This is a genomic window from Aquimarina sp. AU474 (assembly GCF_900312815.1).
In the GTDB taxonomy this organism is placed as follows: Bacteria; Bacteroidota; Bacteroidia; order Flavobacteriales; family Flavobacteriaceae; genus Aquimarina.
In genome coordinates this window covers 363,982-383,783 of record NZ_OMPE01000007.1, presented here as the reverse complement: position 1 = coordinate 383,783, position 19,802 = coordinate 363,982, and the positions used below count along the sequence as shown (strand labels likewise).

Annotated in this window: 18 protein-coding genes; 5 read left to right on the top strand and 13 right to left on the bottom strand. The window is 32.8% G+C overall.

Annotation, left to right across the window (positions count from 1 at the left end):
- Positions 1-9 precede the first annotated feature (9 nt).
- The gene (locus DK508_RS08385) at positions 10-891 is read right to left on the bottom strand and encodes a hypothetical protein (RefSeq protein WP_109300294.1); all 882 of its coding nucleotides are present in this window, start codon (positions 889-891) and stop codon (positions 10-12) included.
- A gap of 275 nt (positions 892-1,166) precedes the next feature.
- Here DK508_RS08385 and DK508_RS08380 point away from each other — a divergent pair, with 275 nt between their 5' ends.
- Positions 1,167-3,446, top strand: a complete 2,280-nt coding sequence (locus tag DK508_RS08380; protein ID WP_109300293.1) for a fibronectin type III domain-containing protein — start codon at positions 1,167-1,169, stop codon at positions 3,444-3,446.
- A 74-nt stretch (positions 3,447-3,520) separates the two neighbouring features.
- On the opposite strand, the gene DK508_RS08375 is transcribed toward DK508_RS08380, so the two are convergent.
- The 3 genes from DK508_RS08375 to DK508_RS08365 all read right to left on the bottom strand — a co-directional run bounded on the left by DK508_RS08375 (position 3,521) and on the right by DK508_RS08365 (position 5,802).
- Positions 3,521-3,946, bottom strand: a complete 426-nt coding sequence (locus DK508_RS08375; protein ID WP_109300292.1) for a hypothetical protein — start codon at positions 3,944-3,946, stop codon at positions 3,521-3,523.
- Between the two features lie 106 nt (positions 3,947-4,052).
- Positions 4,053-4,424, bottom strand: coding sequence for a VOC family protein (locus DK508_RS08370; protein ID WP_109300291.1), 372 nt, complete (start codon positions 4,422-4,424; stop codon positions 4,053-4,055).
- Positions 4,425-4,590: 166 nt separating this feature from the next.
- Entirely contained in the window at positions 4,591-5,802 is a 1,212-nt protein-coding gene (locus DK508_RS08365; RefSeq protein ID WP_109300290.1) for a bifunctional alpha/beta hydrolase/OsmC family protein, read from the bottom strand.
- A gap of 176 nt (positions 5,803-5,978) precedes the next feature.
- Here DK508_RS08365 and DK508_RS08360 point away from each other — a divergent pair, with 176 nt between their 5' ends.
- Positions 5,979-7,001 (top strand): S9 family peptidase, encoded by a 1,023-nt coding sequence (locus DK508_RS08360; protein WP_160114609.1) that lies wholly within the window; start codon positions 5,979-5,981, stop codon positions 6,999-7,001.
- Positions 7,002-7,054: 53 nt separating this feature from the next.
- On the opposite strand, the gene DK508_RS08355 is transcribed toward DK508_RS08360, so the two are convergent.
- Positions 7,055-7,585: a hypothetical protein gene (locus DK508_RS08355; protein ID WP_109300288.1), complete on the bottom strand. Its 531-nt coding sequence runs from the start codon at positions 7,583-7,585 to the stop codon at positions 7,055-7,057.
- Positions 7,582-8,157: a type II toxin-antitoxin system RatA family toxin gene (locus DK508_RS08350; protein WP_109300287.1), complete on the bottom strand. Its 576-nt coding sequence runs from the start codon at positions 8,155-8,157 to the stop codon at positions 7,582-7,584. The genes DK508_RS08355 and DK508_RS08350 overlap by 4 nt, the downstream gene beginning before the upstream one ends.
- 147 nt (positions 8,158-8,304) lie before the next feature.
- Between DK508_RS08350 and DK508_RS08345 the strand changes: the two genes are divergently transcribed.
- On the top strand, positions 8,305-9,408 hold the full coding sequence (locus tag DK508_RS08345) for a helix-turn-helix domain-containing protein (RefSeq protein WP_109300286.1): 1,104 nt from the start codon (positions 8,305-8,307) through the stop codon (positions 9,406-9,408).
- A 39-nt stretch (positions 9,409-9,447) separates the two neighbouring features.
- Here DK508_RS08345 and DK508_RS08340 read toward each other — a convergent pair whose 3' ends face one another.
- From DK508_RS08340 to DK508_RS08325, 4 genes are read right to left on the bottom strand one after another with little or no spacing between them, the layout of a single operon-like run.
- Positions 9,448-10,020 carry a cysteine hydrolase family protein gene (locus tag DK508_RS08340; protein WP_109300285.1) on the bottom strand — a complete coding sequence of 191 codons (573 nt, stop codon included), beginning with the start codon at positions 10,018-10,020 and terminating at the stop codon, positions 9,448-9,450.
- On the bottom strand, positions 10,020-10,706 hold the full coding sequence (locus DK508_RS08335; RefSeq protein WP_109300284.1) for a DUF2490 domain-containing protein: 687 nt from the start codon (positions 10,704-10,706) through the stop codon (positions 10,020-10,022). Before DK508_RS08335 ends, DK508_RS08340 begins: the two co-directional genes overlap by 1 nt.
- Positions 10,707-10,762: 56 nt before the next feature.
- Positions 10,763-13,975, bottom strand: coding sequence for a hypothetical protein (locus DK508_RS08330; protein WP_109300283.1), 3,213 nt, complete (start codon positions 13,973-13,975; stop codon positions 10,763-10,765).
- 19 nt (positions 13,976-13,994) lie between these two features.
- Complete coding sequence (locus DK508_RS08325) at positions 13,995-14,774, bottom strand: MBL fold metallo-hydrolase (RefSeq protein WP_160114608.1); 780 nt, start codon at positions 14,772-14,774, stop codon at positions 13,995-13,997.
- 113 nt (positions 14,775-14,887) lie between these two features.
- Between DK508_RS08325 and DK508_RS08320 the strand changes: the two genes are divergently transcribed.
- Positions 14,888-15,130 carry a hypothetical protein gene (locus tag DK508_RS08320; protein WP_109300281.1) on the top strand — a complete coding sequence of 81 codons (243 nt, stop codon included), beginning with the start codon at positions 14,888-14,890 and terminating at the stop codon, positions 15,128-15,130.
- A gap of 5 nt (positions 15,131-15,135) precedes the next feature.
- Here DK508_RS08320 and DK508_RS08315 read toward each other — a convergent pair whose 3' ends face one another.
- From DK508_RS08315 to DK508_RS08305, 3 genes are all read right to left on the bottom strand, one after another.
- Positions 15,136-15,489 carry a hypothetical protein gene (locus DK508_RS08315; protein ID WP_109300280.1) on the bottom strand — a complete coding sequence of 118 codons (354 nt, stop codon included), beginning with the start codon at positions 15,487-15,489 and terminating at the stop codon, positions 15,136-15,138.
- A gap of 279 nt (positions 15,490-15,768) precedes the next feature.
- The gene (locus tag DK508_RS08310; RefSeq protein ID WP_109300279.1) at positions 15,769-16,914 is read right to left on the bottom strand and encodes a serine hydrolase; all 1,146 of its coding nucleotides are present in this window, start codon (positions 16,912-16,914) and stop codon (positions 15,769-15,771) included.
- A 32-nt stretch (positions 16,915-16,946) separates the two neighbouring features.
- Positions 16,947-18,419 carry a M28 family peptidase gene (locus DK508_RS08305; protein ID WP_109300278.1) on the bottom strand — a complete coding sequence of 491 codons (1,473 nt, stop codon included), beginning with the start codon at positions 18,417-18,419 and terminating at the stop codon, positions 16,947-16,949.
- A gap of 225 nt (positions 18,420-18,644) precedes the next feature.
- On the opposite strand from DK508_RS08305, the gene DK508_RS08300 reads away from it, so the two are divergent.
- Positions 18,645-19,775, top strand: a complete 1,131-nt coding sequence (locus tag DK508_RS08300; RefSeq protein WP_109300277.1) for a VWA domain-containing protein — start codon at positions 18,645-18,647, stop codon at positions 19,773-19,775.
- Positions 19,776-19,802 lie beyond the last annotated feature (27 nt).

The window sequence follows — 19,802 nt, the reverse complement described above, 5'->3', positions numbered from 1 at the left end:
GAATTGATACTAAAGGGCCGTCGTAAGACGGCCTTTTTTTGATTTATAATTTTTTGTTCGAAAATTAGTAATAAATAGCACTGCCAAAGGAGCTAAGCCATGGGGTAATCGGTATAACATTTGATGAAAATTTTGATGAATAGATTCTAGTGGAAAGGCTATATAGAAGTTAGCCACTATTCGAGCAAGAGCAGTTAATAATCCCCAAAATACAGCATACCATAGCGCATATTTTTCAAGTTTCGGAATAAAAATAAGTACAGCTAATACAAAGTCTATAATGCCCGCGATATATAAAAAGGTGATCGCTATAGACTCTGAACAACCAAAAATTTGAATCACCATATCTACAAACTTACCAGGTACTGGATAGAACCCAAATGCATATAAACCGTGTGAGAAAAATGTGATTGCAATTACTATTTTTAACAACAGGATTATACGTTCCTTACGTATTGATTTTTGGTAACAAAATAGTAAGATAAATGGTAATCCAAATTGAATACTATGTTCAAAAAATTGAGCTGTATGATAAAACTTCTCTTTAGTCATTAATATTGAAAGAATAATAAGACTTATCCCTCCAATAAGTATTGGTATTCGTTGCCAAATTTTGATTTTTTCTTTAATCGATAGTACCGCAAGGGCAGCTGTGGCATACAGTAAGCCATTACATCGTATAATATTCTGAATAAAAGTATCTGTACTACTACTTGTGACATATTCTTTCCAAGAGGTGTTAAAAACTCCTTCTACTATGGGTTTTAACAAAGATTCGTCCCAAAAAAAAGAACGATAAGGAGCGTCCCAAAATAAATGTTGCCAAGCTCTGCCAATAAAAATTAATATCACAGAAATTTTAATAAGTAATAGCGCTTTTGAATTTTTCATAATACAAAGTAAATTCTATTCAGGTTAAGGACAATTGAAATCATTGTTATGTTTAAGAAAATCTTTTGTTACCTAATTTAATTCTAAATTAAGATTCTTTTTTTAGTAGATTTTTGTACAGTAGGAGAATTAGTTTTACAGCAATAAAAAGTAGAGTCAAACAATTAAAACCTTTTCAACTTGTTAAAGTAATAGGACAATTTGTTAAGAATGAATAAATTTAAAGTAATAAGACACCAACTTAATATAAACATTAACCTCTTAATTTACACAAAATGAAAAGAATTCTTGTACTAGTAATTTCTTTGCTTGCAATCAATTTGTATTCATCAAACGGTAAATATCGTTTGACGTTACGTGGTAACCCAGCAACATCGATAGTCATTGGTTGGGACCAAACATCAGGAAATAATCCAACTGTGTATTACGGGACTACAGATTTTGGAACGAACTATACTAATTATCCAAATTCAAAAACTCCAGATCGTACCGTTTCTTATAAAGGAATGAATAATAATTTTGCCCGCCTTACGAACTTATCGCCTAATACTGCTTATTATTTTGTAATAAGCGATAGTCAAGGAACTAGTGAGCGTTTTTGGTTTAAAACAGCCCCTGCAGATAATAGTAGATTATCTTTTATTGCAGGGGGAGATTCTAGAAATAATCGAACACCAAGACAAAATGCAAACCGTTTAGTGGCAAAACTAAAGCCACATGCCGTTTTGTTTGGTGGGGATATGACTAATGGTGATAGTAACGGAGAATGGAGAGATTGGTTTAACGATTGGCAACTAACAATAGCCAGCGATAATAGAATGTTTCCTATAGTAGCTACGAGAGGTAATCATGAGGATAGTAACAATAGTATCTATCATCTTTTTGATGTGCCATCAACAAGTGTTTACTATGCTTTAACTTTTGGAAATAATCTAGTTAGAACATATACATTAAATACAGAGATTTCGATTTCAGGAAATCAAACAACATGGTTAAGAAATGATCTAGACGCAAATCCAAATACCGTCTGGAAAATGGCTCAATACCATAAACCAATGCGACCTCATGTTTCTTCAAAATCCGAAGGAAATAATCAATATAACAATTGGGCTCAACTTTTTTACGATAAGGGAGTAAAGTTGGTAGTAGAGTGTGATGCACATACTGTAAAAACAACTTGGCCAGTGCGCCCATCTACAGGGTCTGGTAGTGATGAGGGTTTTGTAAGAGATAATCAAAACGGAACCGTATATGCCGGTGAAGGTTGCTGGGGTGCCCCATTACGATCAAATAATGATAATAAAAACTGGACTCGTAATTCGGCAAGGTTTAATCAATTTAAATGGATTTTTGTAGATGAAGATAAAATTGAAGCTCGAACTGTTAAAGTTGATAATGCTTCTCAAGTAGGAACTGTTTCTAATGACAATGTTTTTGCAATACCTAGTAATTTGGATATTTGGAACCCGTCTAATGGAAGCGTTGTTACTATAAATAAAGGAACTGTGGTAGACCCGGATCCGGATAATAATACGGTAGATATTGCAATTTCTGGGGGTAACGACGATGTTGAAGAAAGTGAAAATGGGGATTTATATACCAACAGTAGCGACTTAGAATTGGTGTATGATAGCTATAGCAATTCGGGAAACCAAGTAATAGGTTTGTATTTTAGATCCGTAGGTGTGCCTAAAAATGCCACAATCACTAGCGCGTATCTTCAATTCACTGCGGATGAAAGCAATAATGCCGAAGCAGAATTAGAAATAGCGTTACATGATAGTAGTAATTCGCCTGCTTTTTCTAATTCTAATAAAGTATCCAATCGAACTACTTTATCTAATAAAGTGGTTTGGAACCCAGACTCCTGGTCAAGTAATCAAAGTGGAAATGCTCAACGTTCTCCCGATCTTAAAAATATGGTGCAAAGTTTGGTTAATAAAAGTAATTGGATATCAGGAAATAACATAAGTTTTATTATTAGAGGAAAAGGAAGGAGCCTAACGGATACTTCTGCAAAGAGAGTTGCTGATTCATATGAAGGAGGATCAGGTAAAGCGGCAAGAATAATTATTAATTATACCACTGATAGTACACCACAACCTGTTAGTATTTGTGATGGGATAGCTCCATGGCAGAGTGGAGTAAGTTATGCCGTTGGAGCCAAAGTGACCTATCAAGGAAACCTTTTTGAAAGAACTTCTGGAGGATGGCAGTTTATTGATTCTTGTAATGCTACAAGAAATAATCAAACCAAGGTGAAATATTCAACTCCGCCCGTACACCAAATATCTGAATTGCACACTAGAGTACATCCAAATCCATTTACAGATAAAATTAGTCTATCCACTAGTTTATTCGTAGAAGGAAGAACTTATGCTATTACCATATACAATATGGCCGGAAAAATAATACATAAGCAAAATATTTCTAAAGCATCCAAAAATCAAGTTTTTACAATTACTCCAAAAGTAAATGCTTCTGGAATATATTTACTATCTGTTAGTGATGATAATGATACTATTATTAAAACAATGAGGTTGATAAAGCAATAAATAGAGTTTATACAGATCTCAAAAAGATACTTTTTCAAGAAGACCGTTGATTTTATTTATAATTGACGGTCTTTTTAATTAGGGAACGGAAAATCCTTTTTAGATACATTTTCTTTTTTCTTAATTAAATCTAAACTTACAAGGATAAAGCATGTGGCGGCAATAGTTAATAGAATCCCAGGAATGATTCCTCCTAGATAAAACGCCAGCACAGCATCAATGATGATGATTGAAGAAAGTGTAATGGATACTTTTTTATAATCATAGTTCAAGAAAATGGTTAAAATGCCAAAAGTTGTAAGACTAATGAGGTGGATAGAAGGGTGTGCAAATAAAACGGGGACTATTTCTTTTAGAAATTCTTCGGCATTTGAATTTTTAATAGCTTCACTAACATATACAAAACCACTTCCGTGAAATAAAGCCATAATTAGTAAAAGAGCGCTACCAATAGCACATAAAACAACACTCGTTTTAGGTTTTTTTTTAATCTCTGTCATACCTTAAGATTTTCAGTTTATTATATATAGCATCATATATTATAATAGACGTTGGTTTTTCTTAAATGGTTGTCTAGAGATGTTTTTCTTTTATTTCTATAACAAATTACACATGTTGATCAATCAAAATTGTATTTCCATCTGGATCCAGAATCATTAAACTTGCTGGTCCTGTACTACTTTGATCTGCTTCGGTTTGTAACATGATCTTTTTTTCTTTGAGTTTTTGTTGAATCTCTCTAACATCATCATAGTTTTCGAGATGATTAGCACTTTGATCCCATCCTGGGTTAAAAGTCAAAATATTATTCTCAAACATTCCTTGAAAAAGCCCGATCAATGAATTTTCATTTTTCATGATGAGGTAGTTTTTTTCAATATCACCCGCAAAAACTTTAAACCCAAGTGTCTCATAAAACTCTTTTGAAGCCAAAATGTCTTTGACACTAAGGCTTATTGAAAACGCTCCTAATTTCATATGGACTTTTTTTATTTATATCTATTAAACTAGTTTCTTTATTACAAATATGTATGTTTATTGAGGTATATCCAATTTAATACCTTTAAGATCATCAATATACACTGTATATCGATACGATGTTGTATTGACGGATATTCCAAAATAGAATAGTAATCACAGATTTCTAAATCAGCTTTGTGATCACTTGCGTCTCGCTATGTAATGTTTTATGTACTGGGCATTTGTCTGCTATTTGTAATATTCTGGCGATTTGTTTTTCATCCAAATTACCCTCTAATTTAATTTCTCTTTGAAAGGTATCAATCTTTGCCGTGGGGTCTTCACAATTTTCACAATCTTCTGCATGGGTTTTGCCATAACTAGTGTGTACCTCTACATTTTGAAGGTCCCAACCTTTTCGCGCAACATACATTTTTATGGTCATGGCTGTACAAGAAGATAATCCTGCGGATACGAATTCGTATGGAGAAGGACCAAAATCGTTTCCACCAACACTTTCAGGCTCATCGGCAAGCATATAATGATTTCCAATTTTCATTTGTGTGGTATACCCTTTGGCATTACCCAAACTGGCAACCACGTCATGTTTACTATTTATTTTTTGTACCTCCGGAATATCAATATACTTTGATGACCATCCTGCAATAACATTTCCAACGTATATAGAATCCTCTTTTCTCATTAACAAATGATCGGCTCCATCAAGGGTAACGAAGCTTTTGGGGTGTTTAGCTGCATGATAAATCTCCTCGGCATTAACTATACTTACGGTTGTATCTTGAGGAGAATGCATTACTAAAATTGCTTTATTAAGATTTTTGGCAACATCAGGTAATGATTTAGTCTCCAAATCATCGATAAATTGTTTTTTGATCGTAAAATCTCTGCCACTTAGATTTACAACTGCTTTACCGCTAACTTCGATTTCACTTAAACCACTTTTTAGCAAGTGCTTTACATGCTTTGGGTTAGATGGAGCTCCAACTGTGACCACGGCTTTAATGGAATCAATCTCTGAAGCGGCAAAAATAGAAGCAGCACCACCTAATGAATGTCCTATAATCAAAGTGGGGGCTTGATATTCTTCTTTTAAAAAATTGGCTGCTGCAACGAGATCTTCTACGTTACCAGAGAAATTAGTATCCGCAAAATCACCTTCGCTCTCTCCGAGGCCAGTAAAATCAAATCGCAATACCGCAAATCCTTTAGATGTAAGTCCTCTACTAATATTTCTCACAGCTCCCAAATTTTTGTTACAAGTAAAACAATGAGCAAATAACACATAATTATGAGGGTGTTGATCTGCCGGAAGTTCTAATCTTCCAGATAGGGTTTGACCTTCGGCATTGGTAAAGGTTACTTTGGATAGACTCATAGATGTAATTTTTTTTAGTAATGTCGAATTTTTTATTCTAAAATAAACGTTACTAGTATTAAAAATATGTTAAACTCAATTATTTGTGTGTCTTAAAATTGAAACTACATTTTCATGAAATTGTACTTTTATATATATAGAATTCCTTATTTTAAGGATTGATATAATAAATAATTTTGAACACTAGAATTAAAATAGCCCTTTCGATTTGTGGTTTGTTATTATTGGCCTGCATCTTATATTATAGAAGCAGTATTTGCGATTGTAAGAATAGAATCTCATACAAAACGATTGATGTCAATAATGAAATGGCTTTAAGCGATATTTATGCTCCTAGTACTAATGAAGAATTATCGAATATTGTAAATTCTTGGAATGACTTTTCTTCTCAAAGTGATTATTATATGATCGTAAATAAGAGTGCATATTATTATGAGCGGGTATTGGTGGTGATACGGCATTTTAAAGATGAGACTAAACATTATGGAGCAGTAATATTACCTAGTAATTATGACGCTTCTAAGAGTTATCCCGCATTACTTTGGGCAAATGGTTTAGATCAATCTAATCCAGTTGTGGATATTCAAAATTTTGGGCCTTTATATAAAAGACTACAGAATTATTTTATTATCATTCCTTCATATCGTGGGCAGGCATTAGTTGCAAATGGCCGACGATATTGTTCTGATGGTTTTTTTGGAGATGCATTTGATGGTGCGACAGATGATGCCTTGCGCCTATTAGAAGTAGCAAAAACCGAATATAATGCGATTGATCAAAAACGAATAGTAGTAAGTGGAGCGAGTAGAGGAGGAACGGTAGCCTTATTAATGGGAATACGAGACAATAGTATTAATGCTGTTATATCGATGGCAGCTCCAACAGATTTTTTTTCAAAAAAAATGTATAACAGATATGAGAAACAATACAAATATCAATTTTTAAGTAAAAAAGCACCACTTAAAGAGATTAGAGCAAAAATGATTAAAAGTTCGCCGATACATTTTATTGAGAATTACCCTAATCATCTTTTGTTAATTCATGGTAAAAATGATAAGGTAGTACCAGTTTCACATGCTAAGCAAATAATAGAAAGATTAAATGAGAAAGAGAATTTTGAATACCGAATAGTAAACGAAGGACATAGTATTAATTATGAAACAGAACATATCTTTAAATGGCTTCGATCACATAATTAATATTATTGTACAGGCTTATATATGTATATAAGCCTGTACATGTAGATTTAATGTTAATCATTTTTAATATTACTCCATTCGTATGTTCGGTTTTCTGTCCACTTACCATTTGTAGAGATACCATAAGAGGTAGTAGTCAATTTACCTTTTTTAAAACTAGATCGATGACCGTGAGTTGTTTTTTCTCCTTTTGGAGATACAAACTCTTGGATTAATTCAAAAAATTGATCTTTTTTCATAACCAAAGGGCCTATTCCTATGGAGCCATCACCGCCATATTGCACTATAGTACCCTGATGTTTTTTTACATCCCAATATTGTCTAAACTCCCAAAAAAAACCTTGCCTTTTGTTGGCTATAAGCCCGTATAATTTCCCGGTTATACTTTGTTTTCCCACGCCCCATTCCCATTGCATTTCATATGCATCAAAAGGCTCGTTTTTATTCTTATACATATCGTTACTGGTAACCCATGTACCGATCGATTGTTCCATATTTTTAATGAACCAATCAGGAACTTTTGGCTGGGCGAAAGAAATAATAGTAAATAGAAAAATAGAAATGTTTATAATTATTGTTTTCATAATGTAGATTTTGAAATTTGACTTTTACTTTCGGCTAGTCTTTGCCAATTATCTAATAAGTATTCGGTATCTCTTTTAGCTTGTTTCATGCCCAATGAAAGGAAATATCCACTTAAAAAAGGACTTTTGAATTCATAAGTAAAATCTAATAACAATCTTGTTTGTAAAGGGCTTACGGTTTCGACTATCCAGGAGCCAGATAATGATTTTAAAGGAAAAGGGTAATCTTCTTTTTGAGTATCTACTTTAAATTGAAACTCTTTACCTGGTTTCCATACCGTACAGGTTTCTTCCCAACTACTACCATCTGGAGCACTACATACACGTTTCATACCTAAACCTTGCCCTTCGACAATTTCTACATGATGTATGTTTGAGGCTGTAACTTCATGATAATTTCCTACATCAGCGATAATTTCCCAAACGTGATCTTTGGGGGCATAAATGATGCGCTCGGCAACAAAGTGTTGTTCTCCTTTGGCTTTTGGATACTGTACAAACCCGTAGATTAATAAAAGAACGATGTCTAATACTAAAAATAATGCTAATCCTTTTAAAATTTTTCGTGTCATAATTGTATGTTTTTATGACATAAAAGTACCCAAGAAAATTACGTGAACTGTTGTGAATAGGGAGCTCTTAATTAATTGATACTCTTTTTTGGTAGATTCTTATTTGATTGTGTTTCCCATTTAATTAAGTAGCACTATTTTTATACTATGAATAGTATAGAGTCTTTTTCTTTTGTAATTACCTTTTTGTTAGGAGGTATAATTTTAATAGGTCTTTTTGTTATTTTAATAGTTTTAAAAAGTACTTCACTCTATAGATCTCGTTTTTTTTTGGCAATTGCTCTTTTTGGATTGATACAACATCTTTTTACATATTTATTATTTACAACTCAACTCATTAAACAGTGGCCTAATTTATTTGGTATTGGATACCCGCTATTGTTTTTGGTAGGACCTTGTTTTTATTTGTTTGTTCATAGTTATGGTGAGGTTTCTTTTAGATTAAAAAAAATAGATGGAATACATATTTTTCCGTTTCTGGCAATGTTAATTTTTTTTCTTCCAAGATATGTTGATAGTGCGCAAGAAAAGCTAGAGATTATTACATACTATTATGAAATATTACCTAACGGACCAGTTGCTTTTTCAGATTGGTTACAAGCAAGTTTGCATTTGGTTTTGTTATTGGTTTACAGTAGTATGGCATTAGTATTAGTGCATAAAAGAGATAAAAAAAACAGTGTCTTATTGAAAAGGTTTAGTATACTACTAATTGTTTTGTCTTTTGCAGAAATTGTATTACAAACCGGGTTTTTATTAGCAGGAGCTTCGGCGATTACTACAGAGATAGTTTTGGCGGGATTAATGTCAATCACAATACTCTTACTTGGGTATTGGATCGTAGATATTAAACAAGTATTACCGGTTTTAGAAGGTAAAAAGTATAAGACTTCTCCATTATCAGATAAGCAATCACAAAACATTCAAAATCTAATACATGCATTTTTTGAAGAAGATAAAAAATACTTAGACCCCGATCTTAAAATTGCAGATATGGCAAATAGCCTCGATATACCATCACATCATATTTCTCAGGTTCTTAATGAAAAAATGAATTCTAGCTTTTATGATTTGATAAATCAACATCGTATTCGCAAAGCAAAGGATATGTTAGGTTCTGGGGCTATAGAGAAACTATCAGTGCAAGCTATAGGACAAGAATGCGGTTTTAGTAGCAAGACTAGTTTTTATAGAGCTTTTAAAAAATACACATCGATGACGCCGATAGAGTACGTTAAAAAAGTACCCTAATCACTTAATTAATATGTTTTTTTAAGGATTAGAGATCTATTAAGAGATCAAATCAATAATATTATTTGTAGAGATAACCGTTGCAAATTCATCTTTTAAACTAGCTATGGCAGTATCATGAATTAATTGGGCGCTATATTCTTGGCCATTAGCACCTACCTTATTAAATGTAGCCACAGCATCTTCTATTAAAAAAGTATTAAATCCAAAATTACCAGCCATTCTAGTTGTGGTAGATACACAATGATCAGTGGTCAACCCGACTATAACTAGCGTGTTGATATTATGATCGTTTAATTGCTGTTGGAGATCTGTACCTATAAATGCACTGTTAACATCTTTTTCGATGATAGGTTCATTAGCTAATGGAGTATTAAAATCCTGAAAATCATTTCCAGGATTTTTTTTGGATAATGGAGAAATAGGATCGGTTGAACAATGTTTGATATGAAAAACGGGTAATTCTCTTTTTCTCCATAATTTGAGAATAGTTTCCATATTTTGTTCGGCACCAGGGTTATTTCGTTCTCCTCCCCAGTATTTTATATTCTCAAAACCTTTTTGAATATCTATAAGTAGTAGGGCAGGATTGTTCTCTATTGAAATTGACATTATTTAGTTTCTTTTTTTCTAAAGTCGGTATTATAAATTACTCCTAACTGCAACCTGTCAAAATTTATACCGGTAAAGTGATTTTTAAGGTATCCCAATTGGATACTAAAATTACTTTTCACATTATATCCTATGGCACCATACAATCTATTTTGACCAAAAATGGGTTCTTGCAAATTGATAAATACTTCATCATATGCATTCAAAAACCATTTATCATCAATAGGATAAGTAAGTTGTAAACGGTAACGAGCACGATGTTCAGTGAAATCATCAATAGGTGAACTGATAAATCTTTGTTCTAATCGATAACGATGTTCGAATTTAAATTTGCCGACTTTATTCTTTAAAATAAATTGTTCAAATATTCGATGTTCATTGGTGTTTTCTTCATTTGGGAAATCTTCGAAAGTACCATCAGTACTTATGTATCCATATCCAAAAGTAGCAATAGCATTATCATTGATATGATAGTTTAACCCTGTTCTTAATAGTAATTGATTAAATGATGAGGTGGTTTCATAAAAACGAAATTGAGCTTCAGAATGAATACTTAATTGTTCTGTGATTCTATTTGTACCAAAATACATATACCACGCACCAAACTCATCCTCACCTGTTTCTTGAGAATTGACATTAATGGCTAGTAAAAAAATAAGGATGCTTAAAAATCTTTTCTGTAACATATTGAATTAATAATTGAAATAGAATATAGTTTTATAATGTGTGTTATATTTCTTATTTATTTTAGACTAAAACGTTCTGTTTTTTTAAATGGCGAAACATCCATTTGTTCTATTTGAGTACGATATGCTTTCCAGTCATTTTCAAAAAAATTATTAGTCTCGTCTAGTGCTTCTTGTAACGCATCTTTTGCTTGTTTAAGAAGCACAGTTTCGGTATTAGTTATACCGTTTTGGCGACTTGAAACGTAAAATTCCGAACTTCTAATGCGTTGAGAAACATTTACTTCGGGATTACGTGTTATACCTTGACGCTTATCTTCTTTACCAATATAAAATGCAACTACACTATCAATTTTTTTAGAAATATCTTTAGATAGTTTAATTTGATCTTTGTATTTCTTTTTATCTAGTTTTCTAAATTCTTTTTGATATTTTGAAGCGATTTCTTTGCTCTCTACCAATTGTTTAACGGCATCGTATACAGTTTGTTTCATGTTCTCAATATTTTTTGAAGCACTATACACTTCATCAATATTTTTTTGAGACACTTGTAATCTAGGATCAGATTTGATCTGGATTGTTGTCTTAGATTTCTGATCACCGTACTCCATTACCAAAGTATATGTTCCTGGTTTTACAGATACTCCCCCAGGTTCATTGTTTTGTTTTTCAATTTTCCTAGAAGGGTTTTTAACTCCTTTTTCATCCATACCCCAGCGAATCTTATGTAACCCAGTAGAATCCGGCGTCTTTTGTTTAATAGTCCGTATTAAACGGTCGCCATTATATACTTTTAAGCGAATAGAATCCCATTTAACTTTAGTATCATCATTTTCATCTTCTATATCAGTAGTATTTTCGTTTTCTTCGGGTTTTTCAATCTCATTTTTTTTCTTTTCTTCTGCTTGAAGGTAATATGTAATAAGTGCTCCGCTTTTACGATTTTCGGCACTGTACAATGCATCTCCTCCAAAACGTGTACCTGTTGGTTGTTGATATGCTGCTTGATATCCTATAGGTGGTTCAAAAATATGTAGCTTTTGCGTAAGTGTGTTTTTATTTTTGGCCAATGCTCTTAATGGTTTAATGTCATCTAGCACCCATGCGGCTCTTCCAAAAGTACCAATTACTAAATCGTGCTCTCTTGGTTGAATAACAAGATCTTTTACAGGTACGGTAGGAAACCCTTTGGTCCATTTGATCCAACTGTTTCCTGCATTCAGAGAAATATATAATCCATCATCGGTTCCCAAAAACAATAAATTCTTTTCAATTGGATCTTCAACGATACTCAAAGTATAACTTTTTACATCGTTTTGGTCAACTATTCTACTCCAAGTTTTGCCATAATCTTTGGTTCTATATGCATATGGAGTATAATTATATCTTCTGTAATCATTGGCGATCAAAAGAGCTTCACCTTTTTGTTTATTGGAGGCTTTGATTTGTACAATCCAACTACCTTCAGGAAGGCCTTTTATATTTTTAGAAACATCGGTCCAGTTGGCTCCGCCATTTTGGGAAACATGTACACGGCCATCATCTGTACCTGCCCAAAGCATATTTTGCTCAATTGGGGAGGGTTCAATTACCAAAATTGTACAATGATTTTCTGCTCCCGTAGCATCCATTGTTAATCCACCACTTTCAGATTGTTTTTGTTTTAGAGGGTCGTTAGAGGTTAAATCCTTCGAAATCACTTCCCATGTTAGTCCTTTATCAGTGCTTTTGTGTACAAATTGACTTCCAAAATAAAGAGTGTTATTATCAAAAGGATCAATGTTAATGGCAGAGTTCCAGTTAAAACGAAGTTTTACTTTAGAATCAGGATGTATTGGTCTAACAATATAATTATTACCCGTTTTCCAATCATAACGTACTACAAAACCTTGTTGACTCATAGACCAGCCATATCTAGAATCATCTTTATCTGGTACAACATCAAAACCGTCACCAAAAGAGATTTCTTGCCAATATGAATTTCGTATTCCTTGATCTTTCCATACATAAGCTGGCCCTCTCCAACTTCCGTTATCTTGCATACCGCCATATACATTGTAAGGGAATTCATTATCTATATTAATATGGTAAAATTGAGCAACGGGTAGGTTGCCAATAAATCGCCATGTCTTACCACCATCTCGTGTAATGTTTAAACCACCATCATTTCCATCAATCATAAAATTACCATCATTAGGGTGAATCCACCATGCATGGTGATCTGGATGCACACCATTGTCAACACCATATGCAGGCATGAGTTGAGTAAAGTTTTTTCCTCCATCTTCGGAAACATTAACATAAGTAAAAATCGAATATACGCGGTTTTCGTTTTCTGGATCTACAGAAATATCAGAGTAATAGAAAGGTCTATTTCCAATATCATTTTTGTCATTTACTTTTTTCCAATTAAAACCACCATCTTCTGATTTATACAGAGCATTTTTTTTAGCTTCAATTAAAGCGTATACGATATTAGGTTTATTAGCAGCTATGGCCAGACCTATTCTCCCTAAATCTCCTTTAGGTAGTCCATCTTTATCTGTTTTTTGTTTCCAAGTTTTACCTCCATCATGGGTGATGTATAGACCAGAACCCTTACCACCAGATTTAAAAAACCATGGATCTCGTTTATGCTCCCATAATGCTGCTATTAATTTGTTTGGATTTTTAGGATCCATAATAAGATCTGCAGCTCCAGTTTTATTATTAGCAAATAGTATTTTATTCCAAGTATTACCGCCATCTGTAGTTTTATATATTCCTCTTTCTGGGTGTTCTCCCCAAGGAGAACCAATCGCAGCAACGTATACTGTGTTTGGGTTAGTTGGGTCGACTATTACTCTATGGATATGTCGAGTTTTTTCTAACCCCATAAGTTTCCAGTTTTTACCACCATCCAAAGATTTATATACTCCATATCCTCCATTAAGACTATTTCTAGGGTTTCCTTCTCCGGTACCTACCCAAATGACCGAAGGGTTAGATTGTTGTATAGCAACGGCTCCGATAGAAGCTGTAGCTTCATTATCAAAAATCGGCATCCATTTGATACCCCCCGAAGTTGATTTCCATAAGCCTCCAGAAGCAGTACCTGCATAAATTATATCCGGATTGGTAGTTACTACATCTATGGCAGTAACGCGACCACTCATTCCTCCTGGACCAATGTTTCTAGGTGTAATGTCTTTAACAAGATCCATTGAAAATTCTTGAGAGGACACAAGAAGAGTAGTACTAAAAAATAACAGAAAGAGTAATTGTTTCATTATATGAGATGTGTATTAATTATAATGGTATTTGTATTTGTTCGTCTAGGGTAGTAAGAAAATATATTTTTGGATATTTTCTTTTTAATTCGACCAGTTCATTAGGCGGTATTTTTGGGGAAATATGAGTAGCCACAACATGCTTTGGGTTAATATTTTTTTTAAGTAACTCAACTGTATTTTTATGCAATAACATCCAGTAAGGAATAATAGCAATATCAATAGATTCATCAACCAGTCGTAACTGATTAAATAAGTTGATTTCTTCTAACCAATTGGTATCTCCAACGTGTAATACCTTTTTACCATTAAAGTTAACAATGTATCCTACATTTTCAACAGATACATGTCTTTTACCGGCATGATTTATCTTTACACCGCTAACACTAAAATCATTGATTTTTGTTGTTTGCTTAATGTAATCTTTTGTTGTGATTGTAAATATACGTTCTCTATGATCTGTAAAGTTTTTTGTGATTTGATGTGCGCCAAAAAGAACTGCTTTTCTATTTAATTCTAGATAATTTTTGGATAATTGAGAACTAAAATGATCTCCATGATGGTGCGTAAATAAAATGGCATCAGGTTTTAATTCATAATTAATTTTATGAACCAGATCTTTTGAAGGGAATAAGTAATCATCACCATATTTTGTATGTAAACCATCTATAAGAACAGAAGATTGTTCATGTATTATATGAACGCCCATGTTACCAGTATACGTGATACTTATGCTTTCTTGAGAAATACCTAAAATACTGAATAGGAAAGTTGATAAAACAAGAACTATGTGACGCACTTTTTTGATGATTAATGTATTGCGTGTTAAAGTTACTAAAATGTAAATACCAAACTCTTAAAGGGGTGTTAAGGTGAAATAATCCCTACATTTGAAATAAAAAAAGAATATAAATGAAGTACATAGAACTCACTTTTAAGAATCATACAATTGTTCACGGTTTTGATGCTAGAAATCGAGAAATTATAGAAGAAGTAGAGGTAAAGGAATCTTCAAAAAAAATGGTAGCAATTGATCGAATTTTATCTGTAAGTGAAAAATTTATTCTTATGCAATATGCGTATAATAGAATTATTTATTGGGAGTATGAGGAAGGCTACGAATATGTAAAAGAGAAACTATCTAAAATAGACTAAAAATACTACATCACCTTTGCGTTGTTTTTATCTCTAGCCGAAATGAGTTTAAAGTCTTTGTCTACTTTAACAATAATAATTTTTCCGGTATGTAGGTTTACCATTTTCCATCTAAAACCATAAGTTGTCTCAAAAATTGCAGACCTAGCCATTTTGCGCAAATCAATTGCATCAATGTTTTCTACTATTTCATTGGCTAGTAGATCAATTCCTCTTTGTTGAACTTCTTGTGAGGAAAGTTTACGATCTCTTGGATTTTGAGTTTGGTTAAATAAATCATTTGTATGATTTACAAAAGAAATGTTGGGGTACAGTAAAAATGAAGAAAATATAAGCAGGGGTAGTATGTATTTTTTCATAATCTATGAATTTAAAATTACATACTATGCTTATGCACATTATGCAATTATTATCGATATGTGTTTGTATTCATATTGTATTTGTAATAGTGCTTTAACAATTATCTAACTAGGGGGTATTGTAAAATTAAGGCTTAAAAGACCTTTTTATGGTATTGTTTTGTTAAAAAAAACGTAATATTTCTTAAAATCCAGATTATATGATGGATTTATAGCGTAATAGTTAAGAAATCATCAAAAGCATTATTTGAAAATTACTTGTACATTTTAGTAGTTACGCTATTTTTTCCTTTCTTTTTCCAATTCATAAATTTGCCTTCCTAACTCTGCCAAAAAAGGAATACCAATCTCTTTGTATTCATAATTATCATCATTATAAATCCCATTCTTGTTCACATGGATGGTGGCCGAGAGTACAAACTCTATATTATTTTTTGTATCCTTGATATAGGCGCAATCTGTAAGATACCCGTAGGCATATCCAACTTTGTTGTAGATGTCGATATGCTCCGGAATATGATCTTTTGTATCACCAAATAGAAAAAACTTACCGTAAGAATCATAATATTTTTTTCTGTCATACCCAGCTTCATAGGGTAGGGTATTCATAGCATTTAAAACAAACTGATAATCGCTTGTAGTAATATCAAATTTCTGTGACTTCGAATACTTGTCTGGGAAATGAATACGTTTCGTTATCTCGTGCAATGACCTTAGAGGAAGATAGTTCTTTTCAGAAAAATCCTTAGGATGAGGCATCAGCGTATCATTATATACATAAGCTTTGCCCTTTAAGAGTTTTTTTAAAGATAATTTTGGTTGAAGTGAATTTTCTATACTTTCTTGATGATATATGAAAGAAGTATCTTCAATATTCTCTTTAAAAAAAATGGACTGTGTTTTCGGATTAAGACTATAAAAAGCTGATAGCCGATGCGAAATTCTCCCGGTCATATTTTTGAAATGTAATTGTTCATTGATGTAATCCTGACCAAGAAATTCAAATAAACGATTATAAGCTTGATTATCGCTTACAGCAAAAATCTTGGTGATTTCTTTTTCAATTGTGGTATAGAGCGTATCGTTTTTTGTCGTAAAACTTGTTTTTCGATTAATTTTAATTCCTTTTCCCTGTAGCTCCTTCAGTTTTTCTAAAGCAATTAAAGCTATAGGAAGTTTTACAGAACTTGCAGGATAAAAATAAATACTATCATCTACATTAAACTTAAAATTTTTGAAACTTACCTCACCGGTTTTATTTCTGTTAATTTGAGTGTACATAACCTGTAACTCATATTTTTCTGGACTTTTCATTACCTTTTGAATAATTCCAGTATTCGATGTTAAGACCTGTTCAAGAGGAGATTTTTGAGTACAAGATATCATCAAGAAAAGCATGGTAATAAGAAAAAATGCATTTTTCATTTTAATGTTTTATGCATTAAAATTGGAGCAAACTATTTCTTATATAATTTTTTTCCAGCTTCGTAGTATTTATCTCCTTCTACCCAAAAAGGAGTGTCAGGGTTATTAGCAATGCTTCTGCATGCTAGGACATAAGATTGAAAAAACTTAAATAAGTAGTCATAGTCTAATGTGTTGGGATTATCAGTAACTTGATGATAATACTTCGTGATTTGTTCATCAAAAGCTGAAAACCCCATGCTAAATGTAGGTGCAGGTATTCCTTTTGCAGCAAAATTCACATTATCTGATCGATCAAACAAACCTTGTTCTGGTGCGGGGTCATCAATCGCTTTTAACCCAAATTGAGATACAGAATTGATAATATCTTTCTCTGCTGTGGTTCTACCTAAACCAATAATAGTAGCAAGCGAGGTATCATTATATCCACCGTTATCACTATTGAAACAATATACCATTTGATTTAATGGGATTATAGGATGTTCTACGTACCACTTACTACCTAATAAACCTTTCTCTTCTCCTGTAAAAAGAATAAATAAAGCAGAACGTTTTGTAGGATACTTTGCTATGTTTTCTGCTGCAGAAAGTACAGTTACTGTTCCTACGGCATTATCTCGAGCTCCATTGTATATAGAATCATTTTCAACGGGTTTACCTATACCTACATGATCATAGTGAGCAGAGTAAATGATATATTCGTTTTTAAGTTTCGGATCGGTACCTTCTACAACACCAACAACGTTTTGAGAATACACCGTTTTTTCTGAAATCCCTTCTACAGTGAGCGAAATCTCTGATTCTTTTTGTTTTGAGAATACATCGACTATTCCTTCATTTTTATCATTAACCCAAAGGTGAACAAATTCATCTTTTTTAGAATCATTAACGTTAGAGACAGACATACCATCTCCATTCATATAATGTGCTAATCGTGCTTGAGTATTATCATCTACATTGCATATTTCTATAATGCCAAGTGCACCTTTTGCTTTGGCCAAAGCGCTTTTTTCTTGAGCTTTAGAGAAAGAAGCCCTGATTGCTTTTTCATCTTTCGTACCTATTATGCAGATAACGTATTTACCTTTTACATCGACATTTTTATAATCTTCTTCTAATCCATGATTAAGGAAAACAGCCTTTCCATTGTATTTTGTGTTAACCTTGTTTAAGGTGAATATTTGTTCAAAATTCGAACCTCCAACTTTTAGTGATGCATGGGTAACACCAGTCGTTTTGTTTAATTCTACGGGCTGAAGATAACTATTGGTTTGCGGAATTGGTTTAACTCCATAGCTACGCAACATATTTCCTAGATATTGCGCTGCAATTTTATTTTCTGGAGTTGCTGTTTGTCTTCCTTTTAATTCATCTGAAGCAAGGAAATATATATGGGCTTCTATTTCGCTTTTGGATACCGTAGATTTAACTTTTTCAATATCATCTTGGGCATAAATAAATGCTGTAAATGTAAAAAGGAGTGCGAGTAAAATGGATTTTTTCATGATGAAAATTAAAGTGTAAAGTGTGATAAAATGTATTCGTTGTCGAACAAAAAACATAGGATAACTATGGTCTTTCCTCAAAGATAAGAAATGTAGTGGATAAGTATACATATTTTACTCGGTAAGACGCCTATCTTTTATAAATACTCCAAAACAAATGTTAATTCTCATTTCTTCGATACGAATAGAGGGCTTATCTTTTATAAAATATACTAACTTTATCTAATGGAAGAGAAAAGAAAATTGTTTAAAAAAGGTTTTACTTTTACAACCTATGAAGCTCCAGAACAATCCCCATTCGATAAACTTTTTGATATTTTTCAGGAGATTATAACACACACATCTGGAGATCTTGACGAAGCCCTTGATTGGTTGAAGGAATTGGATAAGGAATATCAATTAACAGATGAAGAGTATACTTTAGATGATTTTGTTGAAGACCTTAAGAAGAAGGGATATATACGCGAAGAAATAAAACCAGACGGTAAAGGGAAAATGGCAATTACTGCCAAAACGGAACAAGCTATTCGAAAAAGAGCTTTGGATCAAATTTTCGGAAAATTAAAACGGAGTGGAGCAGGTAATCATAGAACAAAACATACTGGTCAAGGAGATGAACATGCAGGAGAGTTTCGTAATTATCAGTATGGCGATTCTTTAGAACGAATTTCTATAACCGAAAGCCTTAAAAATGCTCAAATTAATCATGGTATTGGAGATCTTAATTTGACAGAGGATGATCTCATCGTCGAAGAAACTCAGTTCAAAGCGCAAATGAGTACTGTGCTAATGATTGATATTAGTCATAGCATGATATTGTATGGAGAGGACCGGATTACACCAGCAAAAAAAGTGGCGATGGCATTGGCAGAATTAATCACCACAAGATACCCTAAAGATACCTTAGACATTTTAGTGTTTGGTAATGATGCATGGCCCATAGCCATAAAAGATTTACCATATCTACAAGTAGGACCTTATCATACAAATACGGTAGCAGGATTGCAATTGGCAATGGATATGTTACGAAGAAAACGAAACACAAATAAACAAATATTTATGATTACCGATGGTAAACCTAGTTGCCTTAGGATGCCAGATGGTCAATACTATAAAAACAGTAATGGTCTTGACCGTCATATTGTAAATAAGTGTTATATGATGGCACAACAGGCAAGAAGATTACATATACCCATAACAACTTTTATGATAGCTCAAGATCCATATTTGATGCAATTTGTAAGGGAGTTTACTTATGCCAATCAAGGAAAAGCATTTTATACAGGCCTTAAAGGTTTGGGTGAAATGATTTTTGAAGATTATGAAACCAATAGAAAAAAGAGAATTAAAGGGTAATAATTAGGGTTTAAGTTTAGGATAAAT

Bases quoted from the DNA above. Each gene is read 5' to 3' on its own strand.
- DK508_RS08305 (WP_109300278.1), bottom strand. From the start codon at position 18,419: ATGAAAAAATCCATTTTACTCGCACTCCTTTTTACATTTACAGCATTT.
- DK508_RS08350 (WP_109300287.1), bottom strand. From the start codon at position 8,157: ATGACACGAAAAATTTTAAAAGGATTAGCATTATTTTTAGTATTAGAC.
- DK508_RS08370 (WP_109300291.1), bottom strand. From the start codon at position 4,424: ATGAAATTAGGAGCGTTTTCAATAAGCCTTAGTGTCAAAGACATTTTG.
- DK508_RS08380 (WP_109300293.1), top strand. From the start codon at position 1,167: ATGAAAAGAATTCTTGTACTAGTAATTTCTTTGCTTGCAATCAATTTG.
- DK508_RS08320 (WP_109300281.1), top strand. From the start codon at position 14,888: ATGAAGTACATAGAACTCACTTTTAAGAATCATACAATTGTTCACGGT.
- DK508_RS08385 (WP_109300294.1), bottom strand. From the start codon at position 891: ATGAAAAATTCAAAAGCGCTATTACTTATTAAAATTTCTGTGATATTA.
- DK508_RS08340 (WP_109300285.1), bottom strand. From the start codon at position 10,020: ATGTCAATTTCAATAGAGAACAATCCTGCCCTACTACTTATAGATATT.
- DK508_RS08345 (WP_109300286.1), top strand. From the start codon at position 8,305: ATGAATAGTATAGAGTCTTTTTCTTTTGTAATTACCTTTTTGTTAGGA.
- DK508_RS08365 (WP_109300290.1), bottom strand. From the start codon at position 5,802: ATGAGTCTATCCAAAGTAACCTTTACCAATGCCGAAGGTCAAACCCTA.
- DK508_RS08375 (WP_109300292.1), bottom strand. From the start codon at position 3,946: ATGACAGAGATTAAAAAAAAACCTAAAACGAGTGTTGTTTTATGTGCT.
- DK508_RS08315 (WP_109300280.1), bottom strand. From the start codon at position 15,489: ATGAAAAAATACATACTACCCCTGCTTATATTTTCTTCATTTTTACTG.
- DK508_RS08335 (WP_109300284.1), bottom strand. From the start codon at position 10,706: ATGTTACAGAAAAGATTTTTAAGCATCCTTATTTTTTTACTAGCCATT.
- DK508_RS08300 (WP_109300277.1), top strand. From the start codon at position 18,645: ATGGAAGAGAAAAGAAAATTGTTTAAAAAAGGTTTTACTTTTACAACC.
- DK508_RS08310 (WP_109300279.1), bottom strand. From the start codon at position 16,914: ATGAAAAATGCATTTTTTCTTATTACCATGCTTTTCTTGATGATATCT.
- DK508_RS08355 (WP_109300288.1), bottom strand. From the start codon at position 7,585: ATGAAAACAATAATTATAAACATTTCTATTTTTCTATTTACTATTATT.
- DK508_RS08330 (WP_109300283.1), bottom strand. From the start codon at position 13,975: ATGAAACAATTACTCTTTCTGTTATTTTTTAGTACTACTCTTCTTGTG.